The organism is Dinoroseobacter sp. S124A (assembly GCF_049801015.1).
Lineage (GTDB): Bacteria > Pseudomonadota > Alphaproteobacteria > Rhodobacterales > Rhodobacteraceae > Dinoroseobacter.
This window is the reverse complement of sequence record NZ_JBNAGD010000002.1, coordinates 373,135-394,148: the sequence shown is the minus strand read 5'-3', so window position 1 is coordinate 394,148 and position 21,014 is coordinate 373,135. Positions and strand designations below refer to the sequence as shown.

The window sequence follows — 21,014 nt, the reverse complement described above, 5'->3', positions numbered from 1 at the left end:
CCACCCGGTCGGCCCGCGCGGCTAGGGCGTGCCCACCCGCTGAAGGAAGGCCGAGACCGGCGCGACCGCGACCTCGTTTGCGGGCAAGCCTGCGCTCCATCCCGCCAGCATACGCAGCACATCCGGGCCGCCAAATGCCTGCACCACGCCGCCCTGTCCCGTCCGCGCCCGCAAGGCAATGCGGTCCAGCGTGCGGCGCAGGGCAAGCGCGTCCTGTGCCGCGACCTCGGCAAAGCTGGCGGCTGCCGGGACCCCGGCACGCCGTGCTTCCTGCACCGCCGCATCCAGCCCGCCGCCCGGCGTGATCAGGCCGTGCCCTGTCTGGGCCAGAACCTCCGAGAGGTGGCGCAGCAACACCCGGTCCGACAGGACCGGGCTCGTGCGCGGCACCCAAACCCCGACCGCCTCGGGCAGACGTGCGATATGCGCTGAGAGCGCCACGTCGATATCGCGCGGCTCGGGGCGGCTTGGCAGGCCCGTCAGAGTGATCAGAACATCATGCCCGGCAGCCCGCATCCCGGTGGCAAGGCGGGCCGCCTCGGGCAGGCTCGGGTCGATTGCCACGGAGAGCGGAAGGCGCCGCGCGGTCAGGTCATCGGGATCGAGGCCGCCATCCGACGACGCCTCCACCAGGATCGACAGGAGGGATGCAGTGCTCGGCGCTGCGAAGTCCTGACCATTGCGGGTCAGCGCCCCGACCGGCGCCCCCGCTTCGGCGCGGGGCGTGTCGGGGAGAGCGCTCGGAGTGGTCCCCGCACCGCCGATCCGCGGGATCCGGCCGGAGATCCCCGGCCCGGCCATGGCAAACCGCTCACTGTCCAGCACCAGACGCCGGGGCAAGACCCCGCTGGGCGGCGCGACCTCTTCCGTCGCCGGAACGGCGAAGTCAGGCTCCGGCGCGGGCGGTTGCGGCGGGGGTGCGGGGCGGCTCACGGCGCGCGGCGCGACCGGAGGCAGGGGCAGATCCGCGGGCGCAAGATCCGGGCTGGGCGCGGCGATGCCCTGCTCCGCGATTTGCGGCGCTGCTTGCACGGGGGCCGCAAGGCGGAGCGTTTCCGGCGCGGCGCTGACCTCCGGGGCGGTGCGCATCGGGGCGTCAGGCGCGCGCGGGGCGGCCGCGTCTTCGGACGGCATTGCTATGGCCACGGGCGACAGGGGCGCTGTTTCGGCCTGCTGCGCCATCGGAAGACGCGGCGCTGCCGCCCCCGCAACCTCGGGGGCAGTGGCAACCGGCGCGGCACTTGCCACCACCGGCACGTCCGTGGCCGGCGCGGGCAGCGCGGTCGGAACCCTGTCGCCGCCTGTGTCGGGCGCGACCAGAGCCGGGGCAGCGCCGCCGGGCATGGCAGTTGCCGGAGACGGGCGCGCAAGCGTCAGATCTGGTCCCGGCGCCGGTGAGGTCACTGCCTCCGGCTCTGCCGGGGCGGCGCTTTCCACGGCCACATCACGCTCTGCAGCGGCCACGGGCGGCAGCGGGTCGAGCCCTGCGGGCGGCGCGTCGACCACCTGCCGCAGGCCGGGGGCTTGCGGCGCGGTGCTCTGCGGTACGGATCCCGATGCGCGCTGGGACAGTCCCGCATCATCCGCCCCGGCCTCGGGGGCGGCGGCAAGATCCGGTGCGGTTTCCTGCAGTTCGGCCCCGGGCAACGCCTCGGGCGGATCGGCAAGCAGGCTGCGCTCCCCCGAGACAGGCCCGCGGGTCATGGCATCATTGAGGTCGCGCAGCGGAAAATAGAGCGATGCCGCCACGAGCAGGATCATGCTCGCCGCGCCGCCCCAGAACAGCCCTGATAAAAGCCCCTTGCCCATGCCATCCGCTCTTGCTTTGCCAAACCGACGTCTGCGCCGCCTGTGGCGCGATGCGTCTTGTCCCGATCATCGCGCCCCCCGCCGTGATTGCAAGCGGATCCCGCAGCCCTGCCCCAGGATCAAGCCCGGATCAGGCACGGATCGCGCCCGGACGCTACCCATCGCGCATCATTGCAGCAGGACCGGGCCTTGACCCTCCTCCCACGCTGGGGGATCAAGGGGCTGTTCCGATGAAGCGGCCCGTGGCCGGGAAACAAAGGCTCGAGACATGCTGCTCCTGATCGATAACTACGACAGTTTCACCTATAACCTTGTCCATTATCTGGGCGAGCTGGGCGCGGATGTGCAGGTGCACCGCAATGACGCGCTGAATGTGCAGGAGGCCATGGCCCTGCGCCCGGATGCGATCATGCTGAGCCCCGGCCCGGCGGATCCGGATCAGGCGGGGATCTGCCTTGCCCTGACCGAAGCCGCCGCCGAGACCGGTACGCCGCTCATCGGGGTGTGCCTCGGGCACCAGACCATCGGGCAGAGCTTTGGCGGCAAGGTCCAGCGCCATTCGGATATCGTCCATGGCAAGATGGGCGTGATGCACCATTCGGGTAAAGGGCTCTTTGCCGGGTTGCCCTCGCCGTTCAAGGCGACGCGGTACCATTCGCTGGTCGTGGACCGCGACAGCCTTCCCCCCGAGCTGGAGGTGACGGCCTGGCTTGAGGATGGCACGATCATGGGTCTGCAGCATCGCAGCCTGCCCATCCACGGCGTGCAGTTCCACCCTGAATCCATCGCCTCGGAGCATGGCCACAAGATGCTGCAGAACTTCCTCGAGACCGTGCCGGTGCCCGCATGAGTGACGCGCTCAAACCCCTGATCGGGGCAGCCGCCGAACGCGCCCTGACCCGCGCCGAGGCCGAAGCCGCCTTCGAGATCCTGTTCGAGGGCGAAGCGACCCCGTCCCAGATGGGTGGGCTCTTGATGGCCCTGCGCACCCGGGGCGAAACGGTCGAGGAATACGCCGCCGCCGCCGCGGTGATGCGCGCCAAGTGCAACGCGGTCCGCGCGCCCCAAGGGGCGATGGATATCGTCGGCACCGGCGGCGACGGCAAGGGCACCCTGAACATCTCGACCGCCACGGCCTTTGTCGTGGCAGGCGCGGGCGTGCCCGTGGCGAAACACGGCAACCGCAATCTCAGCTCGAAATCCGGCGCGGCGGATGCGCTCGGCCAGATGGGCGTGAATGTCATGGTCGGCCCCGAGGTCGTCGAACGCGCCCTGTCGGAGATCGGCATCGCCTTCATGATGGCCCCGATGCACCACCCGGCGATCCGCCATGTGATGCCGACCCGGGCCGAGCTGGGCACACGCACCATGTTCAACATTCTGGGCCCGCTGACGAACCCGGCCGGGGTCGCGCGCCAGCTGACCGGCGCCTTCTCGCGCGACCTGATACGGCCCATGGCCGAGACGCTCGCGGCGCTTGGCAGTGACGCGGCCTGGCTCGTCCATGGCTCGGACGGCACCGATGAGCTGACGATCACCGGCACCTCCTGGGTGGCCGGTCTGGAAAACGGCGCGGTGACCGAGTTCGAAATCCATCCCGAGGAGGCCGGCCTGCCGGTCCACCCGTTCGAGGCCATTCTCGGCGGCACGCCCGAGGAAAACGGCGTGGCCTTCCGCGCCCTGCTCGCCGGAGAGCCCTCGGCCTATCGCGACGCGGTTCTGCTGAACGCGGCGGCGGCGCTCAAGGTCGCGGGCAAGGTCACCGCCCTGCCCGAGGGCGCGGCGCTGGCAGCCGAAAGCCTCGATAGCGGGGCGGCACTGGCCAAGGTTCAGGGCCTTGCACAGATCACATCGGAGGCGGCATGAGCACCACCATTCTCGACAAGATCAAAGCCTACAAGCTGGAAGAGGTCGCCGCCCGCAAGGCCGCGCGTCCCCTGGCGGAGGTCGAGGCCGCTGCCAAGGCCGCCAGCCCCCTGCGCCCCTTTGCCGGAGCCTTGCAGGAGGCCGCGCGCACGGGCTACGCCCTTATTGCCGAGGTCAAAAAAGCCAGCCCGTCCAAAGGGCTGATCCGGCCCGATTTCGACCCGCCCGCCATCGCCCGCGCCTATGCCGAGGGCGGTGCGACCTGTCTGTCGGTGCTGACCGACGCGCCCAGCTTTCAGGGGCATGAGGACTACCTTGTCGCCGCCCGCGCGGCCTGCGACCTGCCGGTGCTGCGCAAGGATTTCATGTACGACACCTACCAAGTGGCCGAGGCCCGGGCCATGGGCGCAGATTGCATCCTGATCATCATGGCCAGCGTTTCGGACGCGCAAGCCGCCGAGCTGGAGGATGCGGCCTTCGGCTGGGGCATGGACGCGCTGATCGAGGTCCATGACGGGCCCGAGCTGGACCGCGCCTTGCGGCTGAAATCCCCGCTCATGGGGATCAACAATCGCAACCTCAAAACCTTCGAGACGACGCTCGACACCACCCGGACCCTCGCACCGCGCATCCCCGAGGACCGGCTGATCGTCGCGGAATCCGGTCTGAGCGGCCCGGCCGAGCTGGCCGATCTCGCGGGCTATGGCGCGCGCACCTTCCTGATCGGCGAGAGCCTGATGCGGAAGGACAACGTTGCCGCCGCCACGCGCGACCTGCTGGCCAACCCCGTCCCAATGGAGGGCGCAGCATGAGCGGTCTGACCCATTTTGACGCCCAAGGCGCGGCCCATATGGTCGATGTCTCCGACAAGGAGGTCACGGACCGTATGGCGATCGCCCAGGGCGCCGTCCGCATGGCGCCCGAGACGCTGGCCATGATCACCGAAGGCACCGCCAAGAAGGGCGATGTGCTCGCCGTGGCCCGGCTCGCCGGGATCATGGGGGCCAAGAAGACCGCCGATCTGATCCCGCTATGCCATCCGCTGCCGATCACCAAGGTTGCGCTGGAGCTGACCCCCGATGCGGATCTGCCGGGCGTGCGGATCGAGGCGACGGTCAAGACCTCGGGCCAGACAGGCGTCGAAATGGAGGCGCTCACGGCGGTCTCCGTCGCGGGGCTGACGATCTACGACATGGTCAAGGCCGTGGACAAGCGGATGCAGATCACCGACACGCGGCTGGTCTTCAAGGATGGTGGCAAATCGGGGCGGTTCACAGCCGATGAGTAACCTCGTGCCCGTGGCGGAGGCGCTTGAGGCGCTCTTCGCCCTTGTTGCACCGCTGGAGACCGAAGAGGTCCCGCTGATCACCGCCGCCGGGCGCGTGCTGGCCCATGACGCAGTGGCCGCGCGGACCCAACCGCCCTTCGCCGCTTCGGCCATGGATGGCTACGCTGTCCGGGCAGAGGACGGCGCGGCGGGGCTAACGCTCGACGTGGTGGGCGAGAGCGCTGCAGGCCATGGCTGGGACGGGATTGTCCATCCGGGTCAGGCCGTGCGGATCTTTACCGGCGCGCCGGTGCCCGAGGACGCCGGAACCGTCGTGATCCAGGAGGATGTGACCCGCAGCGGCGACCGCATCACTCTGGTCGAGACGACCGCGCCCGGCGCGAATATCCGACCCGAAGGCAATGACTTCAAGATCGGCGACCGGATGTCCGCGCCCCGCGTGCTGAGCCCGGCGGATGTGGCCCTCGCCGCCTCGATGAACCTGCCAATGCTCAGCGTGTATCGCCGCCCCCGTGTGGCGCTGATCGCAACCGGAGATGAGCTGGTGATGCCGGGCGAGACCCCGGCCCCGGACCAGATCATCGCGTCCAACAGCTTTGGCCTGAAGGCCCTGTTCGAATCTGCCGGGGCGGAGGTTCGTCTTCTCCCAATTGCGCCCGACACATCCGAGGGGCTGGCCGCCGTGCTCGACCTCGCCGGGGATGCGGACATGGTGGTGACCATCGGTGGCGCATCGGTCGGCGATCATGATCTCGTGGCGCGCGTCGCGGGGGATCTGGGGCTGGAGCGCGCCTTCTACAAGATCGCCATGCGCCCGGGCAAACCGCTCATGTGCGGGCGCTTCGGAGCTGCGCTGCTGATCGGGCTGCCCGGCAATCCGGTCTCGTCCATGGTCTGCGGCACGCTATTCGTGGTCCCGGCCCTGCGGGCTCTGCAGGGCCTGCCTGCCGAAGCGCGCGCCCAACGGGCCGGCAAACTCGCCCGTCCGCTCGGCAAGAACGGCCCGCGCGAGCATTATATGCGCGCGCAGCTGACATGGCGCGACAGCATCGCCTGGATCGACCCGGCCCCGCGTCAGGATAGCGGGCTGATGTCCGTGCTCGCCTTAGCCGATTGCCTGCTGGTGCGCGCCCCCCATGCGGATCCCGCCGCCGAGGGTGCGGATGTTGCCTATATTCCCCTCTGACACCCTCGGCGCGCCACTCTTTTGCAGCATGATTGACACAAATCAGGAACAGGTTTAGAACACTACAGGAACTCGCAGCAGGTTAAGACCTTGTTTACCGGTTTTAGCAACTCTGCGAGCGGTGCCGGGCGACAGGTGCCCGAAGAGGGAGAGCAGATATGCTGACCAAGAAGCAAATCGAGTTGCTGGAATTCATCCACAAGCGTCTGCAGCGCGACGGTGTACCGCCTTCGTTCGACGAGATGAAGGACGCGCTCGACCTGCGGTCGAAATCCGGGATTCACCGTTTGATCACGGCGCTGGAGGAGCGCGGCTTCATCCGCCGTCTCGCGCACAAGGCCCGCGCCATCGAGATCGTCAAATTGCCGGAGGCGCTGATGTCGCAATCCACCGGGTTCGCCCCGCAAGTCATCGATGGCGACCGCGCGGATCCGCCCCGAGGCGCGATGCCCGTGGCCGAGATCCATGCGGTCGAACTGCCGGTCATGGGCAAGATCGCCGCCGGTACGCCGATCGAGGCGATCAGCGAGGTGTCCCACACGGTGGCCGTCCCCGGCCAGATGATGCGCCAGGATGCCGAGCATTACGCGCTGGAGGTCAAGGGCGACTCGATGATCAATGCCGGCATCAACAGCGGCGATATCGTGGTGATCCGCGAGACCAACGCCGCCGAGAGCGGGGATATCGTGGTCGCGCTGGTCGATGGGCACGAGGCAACGCTCAAGACCCTGCGCAAGCGCGGCAACGCCATCGCGCTGGAGGCGGCGAACCCGGCCTATGAGACCCGTGTCTACCCGGCCGAGATGGTCCGGGTGCAGGGCAAACTGGTCGGGCTGATCCGCTCCTACTAAGCACGCGCCACGGCGCAGAGATTTCGAGGGGCCGTGCAGAACTTGCGCGGCCTTTTGCGTTGCAAACTCGGGTTATTCCCCCAGCAGGCGCGCCAAAAGCCGGGGCTCGGATCGCGGTTTCGCCCCCTGCCAGGGCCGCGCGGGATCAGCCTCCTGCGCGGTGGTGATCTCGAGACCACCCTCCCCCACCGTGACCGCCAGCGCCCCGGTCCGCCGAAAGGCCCGGGCATCGATGACCTCGCAAGCGGTGCTGCGCGGCAGGTCCACATTCCCCACGATCAGATCCGCTGCCGCGCAGGCCTCGTTGAACTGTGCCGCGCCGGTTTTGCCGCGCAGCTGCGTGACCGCATAAGCGCCCAACGTGACATCGACCCGGCCCTTGCCATGGACGATCCCCTCCCGGGCATAGGCGGTGTCCTGCGCCACCCCATCCCCGTCATTCTCGAGCCAGCTGCGCGCCGCGAAGCCATCGCCCCTCGACTTGCTGAGGCTCCGACCCTCCGGCGTCAAAACGCCCAGCAACCCGCCACTGCCCGAGACCAGCAGCACGGGCCGCTCGGTCTGCGTCCAGAGCAGCAGCGCCACGAGACAGGGGGCCACCCCGATCCAGCGCGCCCGGAACGGTGTCAGTGCCACGATCAACGCGCCAGCCACCACCAAGGGCAGCACCACGGGCATGGGGCGCACCACATGGCCCACGGCCCCCTCGAGCCCCGAAACCGTGCCAGCGACCCAGAGGATCCAGCGGATCCCGATCTCCATCGCGTAGAGCCCGATCCATTCAAGCCCCAGCGGCGCGCCCGCCAGCGCCACCAGCGCACCGGGCATGACGAGCGTGCCCATGACCGGCACCGAGGCGAGGTTCGCGATCAGCCCGTAATGGGCGATGATGTTGAAATGGGCCGCCGCGATGGGCGCGGTCGCCGCCCCTGCCACGAACGAAGACAGCAAGAGCGAGGCCGGCCCCTTGGACCAGCGCGGCAGGGCGTACCACCATTTGACGTCGCGGAGCGCGGCATAGGTGATCACCAGCGCGGTCGTCGCCGCAAAGGACATCTGGAAGCCCGGGCCCATCACCGCCTCGGGCCTGAGCGCCAGCACGATCAGCGCAGCCCAGGCCACCGATCGCAGGGACAAGGCCCGCCTGTCGAAACAGACCCCGATCAGGATCATCGCGACCATGATGAAGGCGCGCTCGGTGGCCACACTCATGCCCGAGATCACCAGATACACCGCCGCCGCAACAAGGGCCGCGACCGCCGCGACCTTCTTGACCGGCACCCGCAGCGCCAGCCACGGCCAGAGCGCAAAGAGCGAGCGCAACCCGAGAAACACCGTCCCGGTCAGAAGCCCCATATGCAGCCCCGAAATCGCGAGGAGATGGGCGAGGTTGGAGCCGCGCAGATCCTCGACATAAGCCCGGTCGATGGCCGCGCGGTCGCCGGTGATGATCGCCGCCGCAAAGGCCCCGGGCTGACCCGGGATGCGATCCCGGATGGCCTGGGACAGGGCAAGGCGCAGGCTGTAGACCCGTTCGCGCCATGTCAGCGCCTGAGGTTCGGACCACAACAGCACCGGCACCCGCGTATAGCCCACCGCCCCGAGCCCCTTGAACCAGGCGTGGCGGCGGAAATCGAAGCCGCCCGGCTCGGTCGGCGAGGATGGCGGCGACAGATGTCCAGTAGTCATGACGATCTGGCCCGGGGTCGGCGCGATCTCGGGGGGCGGGCCGTGGAGCGAGAGGCGCACGCGCTCGGGCCGTTTTTCGGGCGCGATGCCCCGCAACCTCACCTGATCCAGGGTCAGCCGCGTTGCCCCCGCATAGGAGGCGTCGATCGCGACCACCCGCCCCTCGATGGGGCCGTAATAGCGAAAGGACAGGACCGGCGCGGCCACATCCGCCGTGCGAAACGCCGCCAGCGCATAGCCCCCTGCGGCGAAGGCCAGCAGCCAACCCAACGGGCGCCAGACCCAGGGCGCACAGAGCCCGGCCAGAAGCCCCAGCCCTGCCAGCGCCCAGACCGCGAACAGCACCTGTTCCGACGGTTCCTGATCCGCCAGAAAATAGGCAAGTGCCCCGCAGCCGAACACGACCGGGGCCCAGGGAAAGAGGGCGTGGCGTGCCTCTGCGAAGTCGGTCACTTGTCCTGCCTTGCCGCGTTGGGTAAGTCCTGCGCAACCTTATCGAAACCTTGGTTGCCAATTGGTTAATCCCGCGGGATCCCGCGCCGGAGGCCTGGCACAGGAGACCACCCTCATGACCTCGACCCCGACCGCCCCCGTCGTCACCCGCTTTGCCCCCTCGCCCACCGGGTTCCTCCATATCGGCGGGGCGCGCACGGCACTGTTCAACTGGCTCTATGCCCGGGGGCGCGGCGGCAAGTTCCTGCTGCGGATCGAGGATACGGACCGGGCACGCTCGACCCAGGAGGCGACGGACGCGATCTTTGCCGGGCTGCGCTGGCTGGGTCTCGACTGGGATGGTGACGCCACCAGCCAGTTCGAAGCTGCGGCGCGCCATGCGGAGGTGGCCCGGCAGCTTCTGTCCGAGGGCAAGGCCTATAAGTGTTTCTCGACCCAGGACGAGATCGCAGCCTTCCGCGAGGCTGCCAAGGCCGAAGGCCGCTCGACCTTCTTCCGCTCGCCTTGGCGCGATGCGGATCCGGCGACCCATCCGGACGCGCCCTTCGTGGTGCGGATCAAGGCCCCGCAAGAGGGCGAGACCGTGATCCGCGACCAGGTGCAGGGCGATGTGACCATCCGCAACGGCCAGCTCGATGACATGATCCTGCTGCGCTCGGATGGCACGCCGGTCTACATGCTCGCCGTGGTGGTGGATGACCATGATATGGGCGTGACCCATGTGATCCGCGGGGATGATCACCTCAACAACGCCGCGCGGCAGATGATGATTTACGAGGCGATGGGCTGGGACGTTCCGGTCTGGGCGCATATCCCGCTGATCCACGGGCCCGATGGCAAGAAGCTGAGCAAGCGCCATGGCGCGCTCGGGGTCGAGGAATACGAGGCCATGGGCTATCCGGCGGCGGCGATGCGGAACTATCTCGCCCGTCTGGGCTGGTCGCACGGGGATGACGAATTCTTCGACGATGCCCAGGCGCAGGCATGGTTCGACTTCGGCGGCATCGGCAAATCCCCGGCCCGTCTGGACCTGAAAAAGCTCGACAACCTATCCGGGCAGCACATCGCCGCAATGGCGGATGACGCGATTGTCGCAGGTGCACAAGGATACCGCAGTGCAACCGGGGCCGACCCCCTGTCCGAGGCGCAATCCGAGGGTTTGTCGCGTGCGATGTATTGCCTCAAGGACCGGGCCAAGAAATTCCCGGATCTTCTTGATAAAGCGCATTTTATTCTGACGTCGCGGCCGATTGTCCCGGATGAAAAGGCCGCGAAAAACCTCGATACGGTATCCCGTGGTATACTGGCTGAATTGACGCCGCAGCTGCAAAATGTTAGCTGGACCCGCGACATGCTGGAGGGCGCCGTGGGAGGCGTGGCAGAGGCTCATGGACTGGGTCTTGGCAAAATTGCCGCCCCCTTGCGAAGCGCGCTGGCCGGGCGATCTGCAACGCCCAGCGTTTTTGACATGATGCTCGTTCTGGGCCGTGAGGAAACCCTTGCGCGCCTGTCGGACGCAGCAGCGTGAGGGGGACCAAGCCGTAAGGTCGTTCTGCTCGCGCACCCGACACGCCGGTCGCAAGACCGACCATGCCACGACCGCGCCGGACCCCGGACACGGACGTTATAAAGAGGGACAGACATGGCTGAACAGAAAACCGCGACCCTGAGCTTTGATGACAAGACCATCGAGCTGCCGATCTACTCGCCGACGGCGGGCCCGGATGTGCTCGATATCCGCAAGCTCTATGCTCAGGGCGACGTGTTCACCTACGACCCGGGCTTCACGTCCACCGCTGCCTGTGACAGCACCATCACCTTCATCGACGGCGCCAAGGGCGAGTTGCTGCACCGGGGCTATCCCATCGACCAGCTGGCCTCCCAGTCCCACTATCTCGAAGTCTGCTACCTGCTGCTTTACGGGGAGCTGCCGACCGCGGCCCAGCTCGAGGATTTCGAAAGCCGTGTAACCAATCACACGATGCTGCACGAGCAGATGATGAACTTCTTCCGCGGCTTCCGCCGGGATGCGCATCCGATGGCGATCATGACCGGCGTGGTCGGCGCCATGTCCGCCTTCTACCATGACAGCACGGATATCTCGGACCCGTGGCAGCGCGAGGTGGCCTCTATCCGCCTGATCGCCAAGATGCCGACGATTGCCGCCTGGGCGTACAAGTATTCGATCGGCCAGCCCTTCGTGTATCCGCGTAACGATCTGGACTACGCGTCGAACTTCCTGCGCATGTGCTTTGCCGTGCCCACCGAGGATTACGTGGTCGACCCGGTGCTCAGCCGCGCCATGGACCGGATCTTTACCCTGCATGCGGATCACGAGCAGAACGCCTCGACCTCGACCGTGCGTCTGGCCTCGTCCTCGGGAGCCAACCCCTTCGCCTGTATCGCGGCCGGCATTGCCTGCCTCTGGGGTCCGGCCCATGGCGGTGCGAACCAGGCCTGCCTCGAGATGCTGCGCGAGATCGGCTCCGTCGACCGGATCCCCGAGTTTATCGCCCGCGCCAAGGACAAGGACGATCCCTTCCGCCTGATGGGCTTCGGCCACCGGGTCTACAAGAATTTCGACCCGCGCGCGAAGGTGATGAAGCAATCCGCCGACGAGGTGCTGGAACTGCTGGGCGTCGAGAACAACCCGGTTCTGCAGGTCGCCAAGGAGCTCGAGGCCGCCGCGCTGGCCGATCCGTATTTCGCCGACAAGAAGCTCTTCCCGAATGTGGACTTCTACTCCGGCATCATCCTCGAGGCGATGGGCTTCCCGACCTCGATGTTCACGCCGATCTTTGCCCTGTCGCGGACCGTGGGCTGGATCGCCCAGTGGAAAGAGATGATCACCGACCCGGCCTTCAAGATCGGCCGCCCGCGTCAGCTCTACAAAGGGGAAACGATGCGCGACTATGTGGATGTGGAAAACCGCTGATCCCTCCACAAATCGACTGTTTTCAGGGCCGTCCTTCGGGGCGGCCCTTGTTTTTTGTGACCTCAGCCCAGCGTCGGCGGCGGAAACGTAAAAAAACGGTTAAAAAATGGGCCACAGAGATCGAATTTGATGCTACGGCTTAGGGAGTCGGGATCAAAAGTCAACTCCAAACCCAAAGACTTGACCCGACGCAATTCCAAGGACGGGATTGCTCGTGGAGACAAGCGCGCTTGTTTTCGGCCCCCAATAACAAAAACGGAGTCACAGGGACTTACCATGACCAGTAAAATCGTCGTCGGATTGGACGGCAGCAGCTCTGGGGAGCGCGCACTCGCGTATGCCCAGAGTCTGGCGAGCCGTTTGGAAAGCTGCGAAATTATCGTCGCCTTCATCATCGAATGGTCACCTTACACCTTCCAAACCGCAGAAGAGAACGCACAGCGCCATAAGCGCCGCGAAGAAGAAATCACGACAGCACAGACCCGGGTCGTGGACCCGGCCGTCTCTACGCTCAGCGATGCGGGCTTTGCCGCACGGGGCATCGTGAAACACGGGGATGTCGCAGATCTTCTGGACAAGATCGCCAAGACCGAGGGCGCCGACCAGATCGTGGTCGCCCGCAGCTCCGAAGGCGGGTTCGTCAACCGGGTGTTCGGCACCTCGACCGTGAACCTTGTCCTGCATGCCTCCGTCCCTGTCACAGTCGTCCCGTGAGGAGCCCCATCATGAAGACACCCATTCTTGCCACTTTGGCCCTCGCGCTCGGCTCGACAGCCGCCCTTGCGCAAGAGGCAAAATCCATTGACCAGGCCGTGAACGAGACCTTCGCCGCCGTCACCGGTCCCTTTGTCAGCTTGATCTTCGCGCCCTTCCCGGGCACCAGTTTCCCCTGGATCGTGATGTGGCTGGTGGTCGCCGCCACCATCTTCACGGTCTATTTCGGCTTCATCCAGCTGCGCGGCTTCGTGCACTCGATCAAGCTGGTCAAAGGCGACTACTCGGACCCCGATGACGCGGGCGAGGTCAGCCACTTCCAGGCCCTGGCCACGGCCCTGTCGGGCACCGTGGGCCTCGGCAACATCGCCGGTGTGGCGGTCGCCGTGGGCATCGGTGGCCCGGGTGCCACCTTCTGGATGATCATGGCGGGCCTTTTGGGCATGGCCTCGAAATTCACCGAATGTACGCTCGGCGTGAAGTACCGGAACGAGTATCCGGATGGCACGGTCTCCGGCGGTCCGATGTACTACATCTCCAAGGGCTTTGCGGAAAAAGGCGTGCCGGGCGGCAAGTTCATGGCCGTGCTGTTCTCGATCTTCTGTATCCTCGGCGCCCTGGGCGGCGGCAACATGTTCCAGGCCAACCAGGCCCATGCGCAGATCTCCGGCATTGTCGGCGATTATCCGGGCTGGATCACCGGCATCATCTTCGCGGGCGTTGTCTTCGCGGTGATCGTGGGCGGGATCAAATCCATCGCCAAGGTGACCGAGAAGGTCGTGCCCTTCATGGGCATCATGTATGTGGCCGTGGCCCTGATCATCCTGCTGGTGAATTTCGACCAGATCGGCTGGGCCTTCGGCCAGATCTTCGAAGGTGCCTTTACCGGGCTCGGCGTGGCCGGCGGCATGGTCGGCGCTCTGATCCAGGGCTTCAAGCGCGCCGCCTTCTCGAACGAGGCGGGCGTGGGCTCCGCGGCGATCGCACACTCGGCGGTGAAAACCAAAGAGCCGATCACCGAGGGCTATGTCTCCCTGCTCGAGCCCTTCATCGACACGGTGGTGATCTGCACCATGACGGCGCTCGTCATCACCATCTCCGGTCAGCTGATGATCAACCCCGAGACCGGCCTCTACATGGTCGAGAACGGCACGATCATGACCGTGGACGGCAATTCCGGTGTCGCCCTGACCTCGGCGGCCTTCGCCACGGGCTTCTCCTGGTTCCCCTATATCCTCGCGATTGCGGTGATCCTCTTTGCCTTCTCGACCATGATCTCCTGGTCCTATTACGGCCTCAAGGCCTGGACCTACCTCTTCGGCGAGGGCGAAACCAAGGAACTGGTCTTCAAGATCATCTTCTGCGTCTTCGTGGTGATCGGTGCGGCCGCCAGCCTCGGCCCGGTGATCGACTTCTCCGACGCGGCGATCTTCGCCATGGCGGTGGTCAATATCGCGGCGCTCTATGTGCTGATGCCGATCGTGAAAGCGGAGCTGGCCTCCTACCTCGCGCGCCTCGCTTCCGGCGAGATCAAAGAGCACAAGGGCTGAGCCCAGAACAGATCAGAGGGTCGGTCTCCGGATCGGCCCCCTTCCCCCCTCATTGTTCCGACAATACTCCGGGGGAGTCGCCATGGGCGACGGGGGCAGAGCCCCCTTTTTCATGAAAATCGCATGCGCCGCAGGCGCGCAATCGGATCCCCGCGCGCCGGGTTACTCCGCCGCGACCCGTTTGGGGTTGAGCATCGGCTTGAGGTAATGACCCGTATGGCTCTCGGCCACCTCGGCCACCTTCTCGGGCGTGCCGGTGGCCACGACCGTCCCGCCGCCATCCCCACCTTCGGGACCGATATCGATGATCCAGTCGGCGGTCTTCACCACATCGAGATTGTGCTCGATCACCACCACGGTATTGCCCTGCTCCACCAGTTCGTGGAGCACTTCGAGCAGCTTGCGCACATCCTCGAAATGCAGACCCGTGGTCGGCTCATCCAGAATATAGAGCGTGCGACCCGTGGACCGCTTGGCCAGCTCCTTGCTGAGCTTGACCCGCTGCGCCTCCCCGCCCGAAAGCGTGGTCGCCTGCTGGCCCACCTTGATATAGCCGAGCCCGACCCGCATCAGGGCATCCATCTTCTCGCGAATGCTCGGCACCGCCTTGAAGAACTCCTGTGCGTCTTCGACCGTCATGTCGAGCACATCGGCGATGGACTTGCCCTTGAACAGCACCTCCAGCGTCTCGCGGTTGTACCGCGCGCCCTTGCAGGTCTCGCATTCCACATAGACATCCGGCAGGAAGTGCATCTCGATCTTGATGACCCCGTCGCCCTGACACGCCTCGCAGCGCCCGCCCTTGACGTTGAACGAGAACCGACCGGGCTTGTAGCCCCGGGTCTTGGCCTCGGGCAGGCCCGCGAACCAGTCGCGGATCGGGGTGAAGGCCCCGGTATAGGTCGCCGGGTTCGAGCGTGGCGTGCGCCCGATGGGCCTCTGGTCGATATCGATGACCTTGTCCAGATGCTCCAACCCCTTGATCGTCTCGCAAGGCGCCGGTGTCTGGCGCGCCCCGTTCAGGCGCATGGAGGCGGTCTTGAACAGGGTCTCGATGGTCAGGGTCGATTTGCCCCCGCCGGACACACCCGTCACACAGACAAACTTGCCCAACGGGAAGTCCACGGTGATGTTCTGCAGGTTGTTCCCCGTGGCCTTGCGGACGGTGACCTTTTTCTTGTTGCCCTTGCGCCGGGTCGCCGGGACGGCGATCTCGCGCCGCCCGGCGAGGTAGTCGCCGGTCACGGAATTGGGGTTCGCCATGATCTCGGCCGGGGTGCCATGGGCCACGACCTGCCCTCCGTGTACCCCTGCCCCGGGACCGATATCGAAGACGTAATCGGCCTCGCGCACGGCTTCCTCGTCATGCTCGACCACGATCACCGTGTTCCCCTGATCGCGCAGGTTCTTGAGCGTCGTCAGCAGCCGGTCATTGTCGCGTTGGTGCAGCCCGATGGAGGGCTCGTCGAGCACGTAGAGCACGCCTGTGAGGCCCGAGCCAATCTGGCTGGCCAGACGGATCCGCTGGCTTTCACCGCCCGACAGCGTGCCCGCATTGCGACTGAGAGTCAGGTATTCGAGCCCGACATTGTTCAGGAACCCAAGCCGCTCGCGGATCTCCTTGAGGATGGCGCGGGCGATCTCGTTCTTCTGATCCGTCAGGCTCTCGGGCACCGTCTGGCACCACTCATAGGCCTCGCGGATCGACATCTGCACCACCTGCCCCACATGGAGCCCGGCGATCTTGACCGCTAGAGCTTCGGGCCGCAGGCGGTAGCCGCCACAATCCCCGCAGGAGCGGTTGTTCTGATAGCGTTCGAATTCCTCGCGGATCCAGCTGGAATCCGTCTCGCGGTAGCGCCGCTCCATGTTGGGGATCACGCCCTCAAACGCGCGCGAGACCTGATAGACGCGCCCGCCCTCATCATAGCGGAACGCGATTTCCTCGTCCCCGGAGCCCCGCAGGAAGACCGACTGCACCTTGGCGGGCAGATCCTTCCACGGGGTTTTCGGGTCAAAGCCGTAATGCTTGGCGATGGAATCGATGGTCTGCAGGAAATAGGGTGACTTTCCCTTGCGCCAGGGCGCCAACGCCCCATCGGCGAGCTTGAGGGTGGCATCGGGCACCACGAGCCGTTCGTCAAAGAACAGCTCGACTCCGAGACCGTCACAGGACGGACAGGCCCCGAAGGGCGCGTTGAACGAGAACAGACGCGGCTCGATCTCGGGGATCGTGAAGCCCGAGACCGGACAGGCGAACTTTTCCGAGAAGGTATAGCGCTCGGGCTCAGGCGTGGCGCCGTCTGCCGCGGCAGACGGCGCGGTCTCGAGGATCGCGATGCCATCCGCCAGATCCAGTGCCGTGCGCAGGCTGTCGGCGAGACGGGTCTCCATCCCTTCGCGCACCACGATGCGGTCGACGACCACATCGATGTCATGGCGGAACTTCTTGTCCAATGTGGGCGGGGTGTCGAGCTCGTGGAATTCCCCGTCCACCTTCACGCGCTGAAACCCCTGCTTGCGCAGCTCGAGAAATTCCTTGCGGTACTCGCCCTTGCGGTCGCGCACGATGGGAGCCAGCAGATAGGCGCGCGTCCCCGCCTCCAGCGTCATGACCCGGTCGACCATATCCTGCACCTGCTGCGCCTCGATGGGCAGCCCGGTCGCGGGGCTATAGGGTGTGCCGACCCGGGCAAAGAGCAGGCGCATGTAGTCGTAGATCTCGGTCACGGTGCCGACGGTCGAACGCGGGTTCTTCGAGGTCGTCTTCTGCTCGATCGAGATCGCCGGGGAGAGCCCCGAGATATGATCCACATCCGGCTTTTCCATCATGTCGAGGAACTGGCGGGCATAGGCGCTCAGGCTCTCCACATAGCGGCGCTGCCCCTCGGCATAGATCGTGTCAAAGGCCAGGCTCGACTTGCCCGAGCCCGACAGGCCGGTGATCACCACCAGCTCATCCCGGGGGATATCCACATCGATGGATTTCAGATTGTGCTCGCGCGCGCCGCGCACCTCGATCTTCTTCAGCTCGGGCATGGGGGCCTCTTGTTAACCGCTCCGTAAGAGATAGGCGGTCGGGACCGAGTCTCCAACCGAAAAAAGCGAACGAAGCAGGAACAGGCAGATGCGCGGGCGATCAGCCCTCTGCGCGCCGTCGCAGAGCGAGCACCCCATGGGCCATTGCCCCGAGACAGAGCACGAAACCGAGCGTGATCAGCATCGCCGAATAGCCCAGCCCGACCGAGATCGCAAAGAGGACCGGCGTGCCCAGCGTGTTGCCGATATTGCCGGTCTGCGCCATGGCCCCGTTGGACAGGATCCGCCCTTCGGCGGTCGGGTTCAGGTCGGGCACCGAGGCGAAACTGGCCCCCTGCACCAGCCCAAGACAGGCCGCAAAGATCAGGCAGAGCACCGCGTGCCCGGGCCAGATGATCAGCGCGACCGCGCAGACCGCCGAGCTGAGAAACCCGATCTGGATCACGGTCACCGACGAGACCCTGCGCAGCAGCCAGACGCCGAGGGTCAGGGAGGCCGTGATGCTCACCAGGGGCATCGCGCCGATCAGGAAGGTGCGCTGCGCCGGGTCGAGATATGGCGGCAGCAAGGTCAGGAGGCTGACAAAGCAGAAGGTGTAGAAAAGCCAACCCGCCGCAGGGGCCCCGAGCCGGGGCGAGCGGTAGATCTGGACATGTTTCGCCCAGAGCGCGCCCAGATCCGGTTTTATCCAGAGCGGACCGGTCGGCGCGGGCTCCTTCGGCAGGGCAGCCCCGATGGCCAGGGCCGCAGCGGCCATGAAGACCCCGTGCGCCGCGAACAGGGCGGGCACCCCGAGCCAGGCTGCAAGGGGCAGACCGAGCCAAGTCAGGATCGCGAAGGCCACTCCGAAGAACGTGCCCCACAGGGTCAAGGTCACGCCCCGGTCCCGGGTCGCACTGAGGCTCGCGATCAGGGTTGGCGCCGCCACGACAATCGCCAGATGGGACAGACCTTCGAGTAGACGGGAGAGTAGGAACAGCCAGAGCGGCGGGGCCAGCCCCTGCAGGAGCGACACCGCCGCCCCCAGCCACAGCCCCCAGACCAGCGCGCGCCGCACGGTCAGCCGCGCGACCACGACCCCTGCGGTCACTCCGAGCAGGATACCGACCCCACCCACAAGTGAGACCACCCAGCCCAGAAGCGTGCCCGCCTCGGGAAAGAGCTGCGGCAGTTGGTCGAAGACCACGCTGACCTTGCCATATTGCGCCGCAGCGCCCAGCCCGGCGCCCCAGAGCAGAAAGACCAGTGGCCAGCGAGTATGTGAGGGGGCCTGTGTCATGCCTGCGCGCTACCGCGCGGTGACAGCCATCGCAAGCCTCAATGCCCCCTGGTTCGGGCGCGCCCAAAGAAAAGGGCGCGAGTGGTTCGCGCCCATTCCGATCCGAATTGCCGTCGGTTTACGACCTGCGCTTGAAACCAAGGGCGACGAGCCCTGTCAAAAGCAGCAGCCCCCCGGCCGGGAGCGGGATCGGTGTCATACCGCCCAGATCCACGATCCGGATATTGTCCAGCGCGGCCCCGGCGGCCCGGCCACCCGACGCGTCGGAAAACGACAGAAGCAGGCTTTCAGCCTCCGCCGTGAATGTCAGGGACTTTTCTTCCCACGTGAAATTGCTCGCTGTATCGCCGGGCACCGGAGTGTATCCGAAGGTCTCCGTGGTCTGACCGACAGAGACCACTGCCGTGGTGCTCGGGAGGCCAGAGAAGAAGTTGCCGCCCATATCGAAGAGCAGTTCGTAATCGCTGCCGATCGTGAACCCGCTCACGGTTTGCTGGATCGTGCCGGGCAGGACGCCATTAAGGTCGAGGCTCTGCTCCCCTTCCGACGGGGCCCAGGTCGGCAGGCGAATGATCTCGACATTCCCCGCTGCGACGGTCCATCCCGGCATTGGATTGGCGGGGACTGAATAGACATTGGTATTCGTCTTGGGGTCCTCAAACCCTCCATTTACGACCGTAATGGCCTGCGCCTGAAGCGCGGTGAGCGGCAAAAGCAGCGCAGCGAAAGCGTATTTGGAAAGGGACACGTGACAACCTCCATAATTCAAAAACTGATTAATTTTTGAACAAGTGTCGGGTTTCGTCAAGTAAAGCAGGCACGGCCCGCCGGGGCGCGCCCGCGTGAAAACAGTGTCCGTCTCCGCGCCCCAGCGATCACGCCGCGGAACCAATCCTCAGAAATGCACGGCGCGCCCATAGGCGTCGAGCACCGATTCGTGCATCATTTCGCTGAGCGTCGGGTGCGGAAAAACCGTCGCCATCAGGTCCGCCTCGGTCGTCTCCAGCTGTCGCCCGACCACGTAGCCCTGGATGAGCTCGGTCACCTCTGCCCCGACCATATGCGCCCCCAACAGCTCGCCGGTCTTGGCATCGAACACGGTCTTGATCATCCCCTCGGGTTCGCCAAGCGCGATGGCCTTGCCGTTGCCGATGAAGGGGAAGCGCCCGACCTTGATGTCGTGCCCGGCCTCGCGGGCCTTGGCCTCGGTCAGGCCGACACTGGCGATCTGCGGATGGCAATAGGTGCATCCGGCGATGCTCTCGGGGCTGACCGGATGGACGTCTGCCTGCCCCGCGATGAGCTCGGCCACCATCACGCCTTCATGGCTGGCCTTGTGGGCCAGCCAGGGCGCGCCCGCCAGATCGCCGATGGCATAGACGCCCTCGACCCCGGTCCGGCAATAGGCATCGGTCACCACATGGCTGCGGTCGATCTGCACGCCGAGCGCCTCGAGCCCCAGATCCTCGGTATTGCCGACGATGCCCACGGCAGAGATCACCGTGTCGAACTGGCTCTGGCTGGTCTTGCCGCCCTGCTCGATATGCGCGGTGACGCTGTCCTTGGCCCGGTCGAGCTTGGCGACCTTGGCCTTCTCGAGGATGGTCATGCCCTGGGCTTTGAACTGCTTCTTCGCAAAGGCGCTGATCTCGGCATCCTCCACGGGCAGGATGCGGTCCATCACCTCGACCACGGTCGTCTCGCAGCCGAGCGTGTTGTAAAAGCTGGCAAATTCGATCCCGATCGCGCCGGATCCGATCACCAACAGCTTCTTGGGCATGCGTGGCGGGGTGAGCGCGTGCTTGTAGGTCCAGACGAGATCGCCATCGGCCTCCAGCCCCGGCAGCTCGCGCGCTCGCGCTCCGGTCGCCAGCACGATGTTCGGGGCGTTCAGGATGCGGGAGCCGCCCTCGCCCGTCACCTCGACCCGGCCCTTCCCGGCCAGCTTGGCCGCGCCCATCACCACGGTGACCTTGTTCTTCTTCATCAGGTGGCTGACACCGGAATTGAGCTGTTTCGCGATGGCCCGGCTGCGCTTGACCACGGCGGCGAGGTCATAGCCGATCCCATCTGCCTTGAGCCCGAACTCCTTGGCGCGGTGCATCAGGTGAAAGACCTCGGAGGAGCGCAGCATGGCCTTGGTCGGGATGCAGCCCCAGTTGAGGCAGATCCCGCCCATATGCTCCCGCTCGACAATCGCCGTGCGCAGGCCAAGCTGGGCCGCGCGGATCGCGGCCACATAGCCGCCCGGTCCGGCGCCGATCACCACTAGGTCGAATGCGTCATCTGCCATTTGGTCCCCCCAAGCGCCGTCCCGCGGGGTCGCGGTGGCTCTGTATCATGGTCTCTGGTTTG

At 66.1% G+C, this 21,014-nt stretch carries 16 protein-coding genes; 10 read left to right on the top strand and 6 right to left on the bottom strand.

What is annotated here, in order from left to right; translation table 11 throughout:
• Positions 1-21 precede the first annotated feature (21 nt).
• On the bottom strand, positions 22-1,809 hold the full coding sequence (locus tag ACP15I_RS06790) for a divergent polysaccharide deacetylase family protein (protein WP_424974466.1): 1,788 nt from the start codon (positions 1,807-1,809) through the stop codon (positions 22-24).
• 268 nt (positions 1,810-2,077) lie between these two features.
• Between ACP15I_RS06790 and ACP15I_RS06785 the strand changes: the two genes are divergently transcribed.
• The 6 genes from ACP15I_RS06785 (at position 2,078) to lexA (ending at position 7,000) form a co-directional block, all read left to right on the top strand.
• Positions 2,078-2,659 (top strand): anthranilate synthase component II, encoded by a 582-nt coding sequence (locus ACP15I_RS06785; protein ID WP_424974465.1) that lies wholly within the window; start codon positions 2,078-2,080, stop codon positions 2,657-2,659.
• On the top strand, positions 2,656-3,675 hold the full coding sequence (trpD, locus tag ACP15I_RS06780) for an anthranilate phosphoribosyltransferase (protein WP_424974464.1): 1,020 nt from the start codon (positions 2,656-2,658) through the stop codon (positions 3,673-3,675). The genes ACP15I_RS06785 and trpD overlap by 4 nt, the downstream gene beginning before the upstream one ends.
• Entirely contained in the window at positions 3,672-4,487 is an 816-nt protein-coding gene (gene trpC, locus ACP15I_RS06775) for an indole-3-glycerol phosphate synthase TrpC (protein ID WP_424974463.1), read from the top strand. Before trpD ends, trpC begins: the two co-directional genes overlap by 4 nt.
• Positions 4,484-4,963 carry a cyclic pyranopterin monophosphate synthase MoaC gene (gene moaC, locus ACP15I_RS06770; protein WP_424967531.1) on the top strand — a complete coding sequence of 160 codons (480 nt, stop codon included), beginning with the start codon at positions 4,484-4,486 and terminating at the stop codon, positions 4,961-4,963. Before trpC ends, moaC begins: the two co-directional genes overlap by 4 nt.
• On the top strand, positions 4,956-6,149 hold the full coding sequence (gene glp / locus ACP15I_RS06765) for a gephyrin-like molybdotransferase Glp (protein WP_424974462.1): 1,194 nt from the start codon (positions 4,956-4,958) through the stop codon (positions 6,147-6,149). The genes moaC and glp overlap by 8 nt, the downstream gene beginning before the upstream one ends.
• A 158-nt stretch (positions 6,150-6,307) precedes the next feature.
• Positions 6,308-7,000, top strand: a complete 693-nt coding sequence (gene lexA, locus ACP15I_RS06760) for a transcriptional repressor LexA (RefSeq protein WP_424974461.1) — start codon at positions 6,308-6,310, stop codon at positions 6,998-7,000.
• A gap of 72 nt (positions 7,001-7,072) precedes the next feature.
• On the opposite strand, the gene ACP15I_RS06755 is transcribed toward lexA, so the two are convergent.
• Positions 7,073-9,142 (bottom strand): ComEC/Rec2 family competence protein, encoded by a 2,070-nt coding sequence (locus ACP15I_RS06755; protein WP_424974460.1) that lies wholly within the window; start codon positions 9,140-9,142, stop codon positions 7,073-7,075.
• 115 nt (positions 9,143-9,257) lie between these two features.
• Between ACP15I_RS06755 and gltX the strand changes: the two genes are divergently transcribed.
• The 4 genes from gltX to ACP15I_RS06735 all read left to right on the top strand — a co-directional run bounded on the left by gltX (position 9,258) and on the right by ACP15I_RS06735 (position 14,341).
• Positions 9,258-10,670, top strand: a complete 1,413-nt coding sequence (gene gltX / locus ACP15I_RS06750) for a glutamate--tRNA ligase (protein ID WP_424974459.1) — start codon at positions 9,258-9,260, stop codon at positions 10,668-10,670.
• A 114-nt stretch (positions 10,671-10,784) separates the two neighbouring features.
• Positions 10,785-12,077, top strand: a complete 1,293-nt coding sequence (gene gltA / locus ACP15I_RS06745; RefSeq protein ID WP_424967526.1) for a citrate synthase — start codon at positions 10,785-10,787, stop codon at positions 12,075-12,077.
• Positions 12,078-12,353: 276 nt separating this feature from the next.
• Positions 12,354-12,791 (top strand): universal stress protein, encoded by a 438-nt coding sequence (locus ACP15I_RS06740; RefSeq protein WP_424974458.1) that lies wholly within the window; start codon positions 12,354-12,356, stop codon positions 12,789-12,791.
• Positions 12,792-12,802: 11 nt separating this feature from the next.
• Positions 12,803-14,341, top strand: coding sequence for an alanine/glycine:cation symporter family protein (locus ACP15I_RS06735; RefSeq protein ID WP_424974457.1), 1,539 nt, complete (start codon positions 12,803-12,805; stop codon positions 14,339-14,341).
• Between the two features lie 162 nt (positions 14,342-14,503).
• Here ACP15I_RS06735 and uvrA read toward each other — a convergent pair whose 3' ends face one another.
• From uvrA to lpdA, 4 genes are all read right to left on the bottom strand, one after another.
• Positions 14,504-17,380 carry an excinuclease ABC subunit UvrA gene (gene uvrA, locus ACP15I_RS06730; RefSeq protein WP_424974456.1) on the bottom strand — a complete coding sequence of 959 codons (2,877 nt, stop codon included), beginning with the start codon at positions 17,378-17,380 and terminating at the stop codon, positions 14,504-14,506.
• Positions 17,381-17,480: 100 nt separating this feature from the next.
• A complete protein-coding gene (locus ACP15I_RS06725) occupies positions 17,481-18,659 on the bottom strand; it encodes an MFS transporter (protein WP_424974455.1) in 1,179 nt (392 codons plus the stop codon).
• 118 nt (positions 18,660-18,777) lie between these two features.
• Positions 18,778-19,407, bottom strand: a complete 630-nt coding sequence (locus ACP15I_RS06720; RefSeq protein WP_424967521.1) for a DUF642 domain-containing protein — start codon at positions 19,405-19,407, stop codon at positions 18,778-18,780.
• A gap of 147 nt (positions 19,408-19,554) precedes the next feature.
• Positions 19,555-20,952 (bottom strand): dihydrolipoyl dehydrogenase, encoded by a 1,398-nt coding sequence (lpdA, locus tag ACP15I_RS06715; RefSeq protein WP_424974454.1) that lies wholly within the window; start codon positions 20,950-20,952, stop codon positions 19,555-19,557.
• Positions 20,953-21,014: the final 62 nt, after the last annotated feature.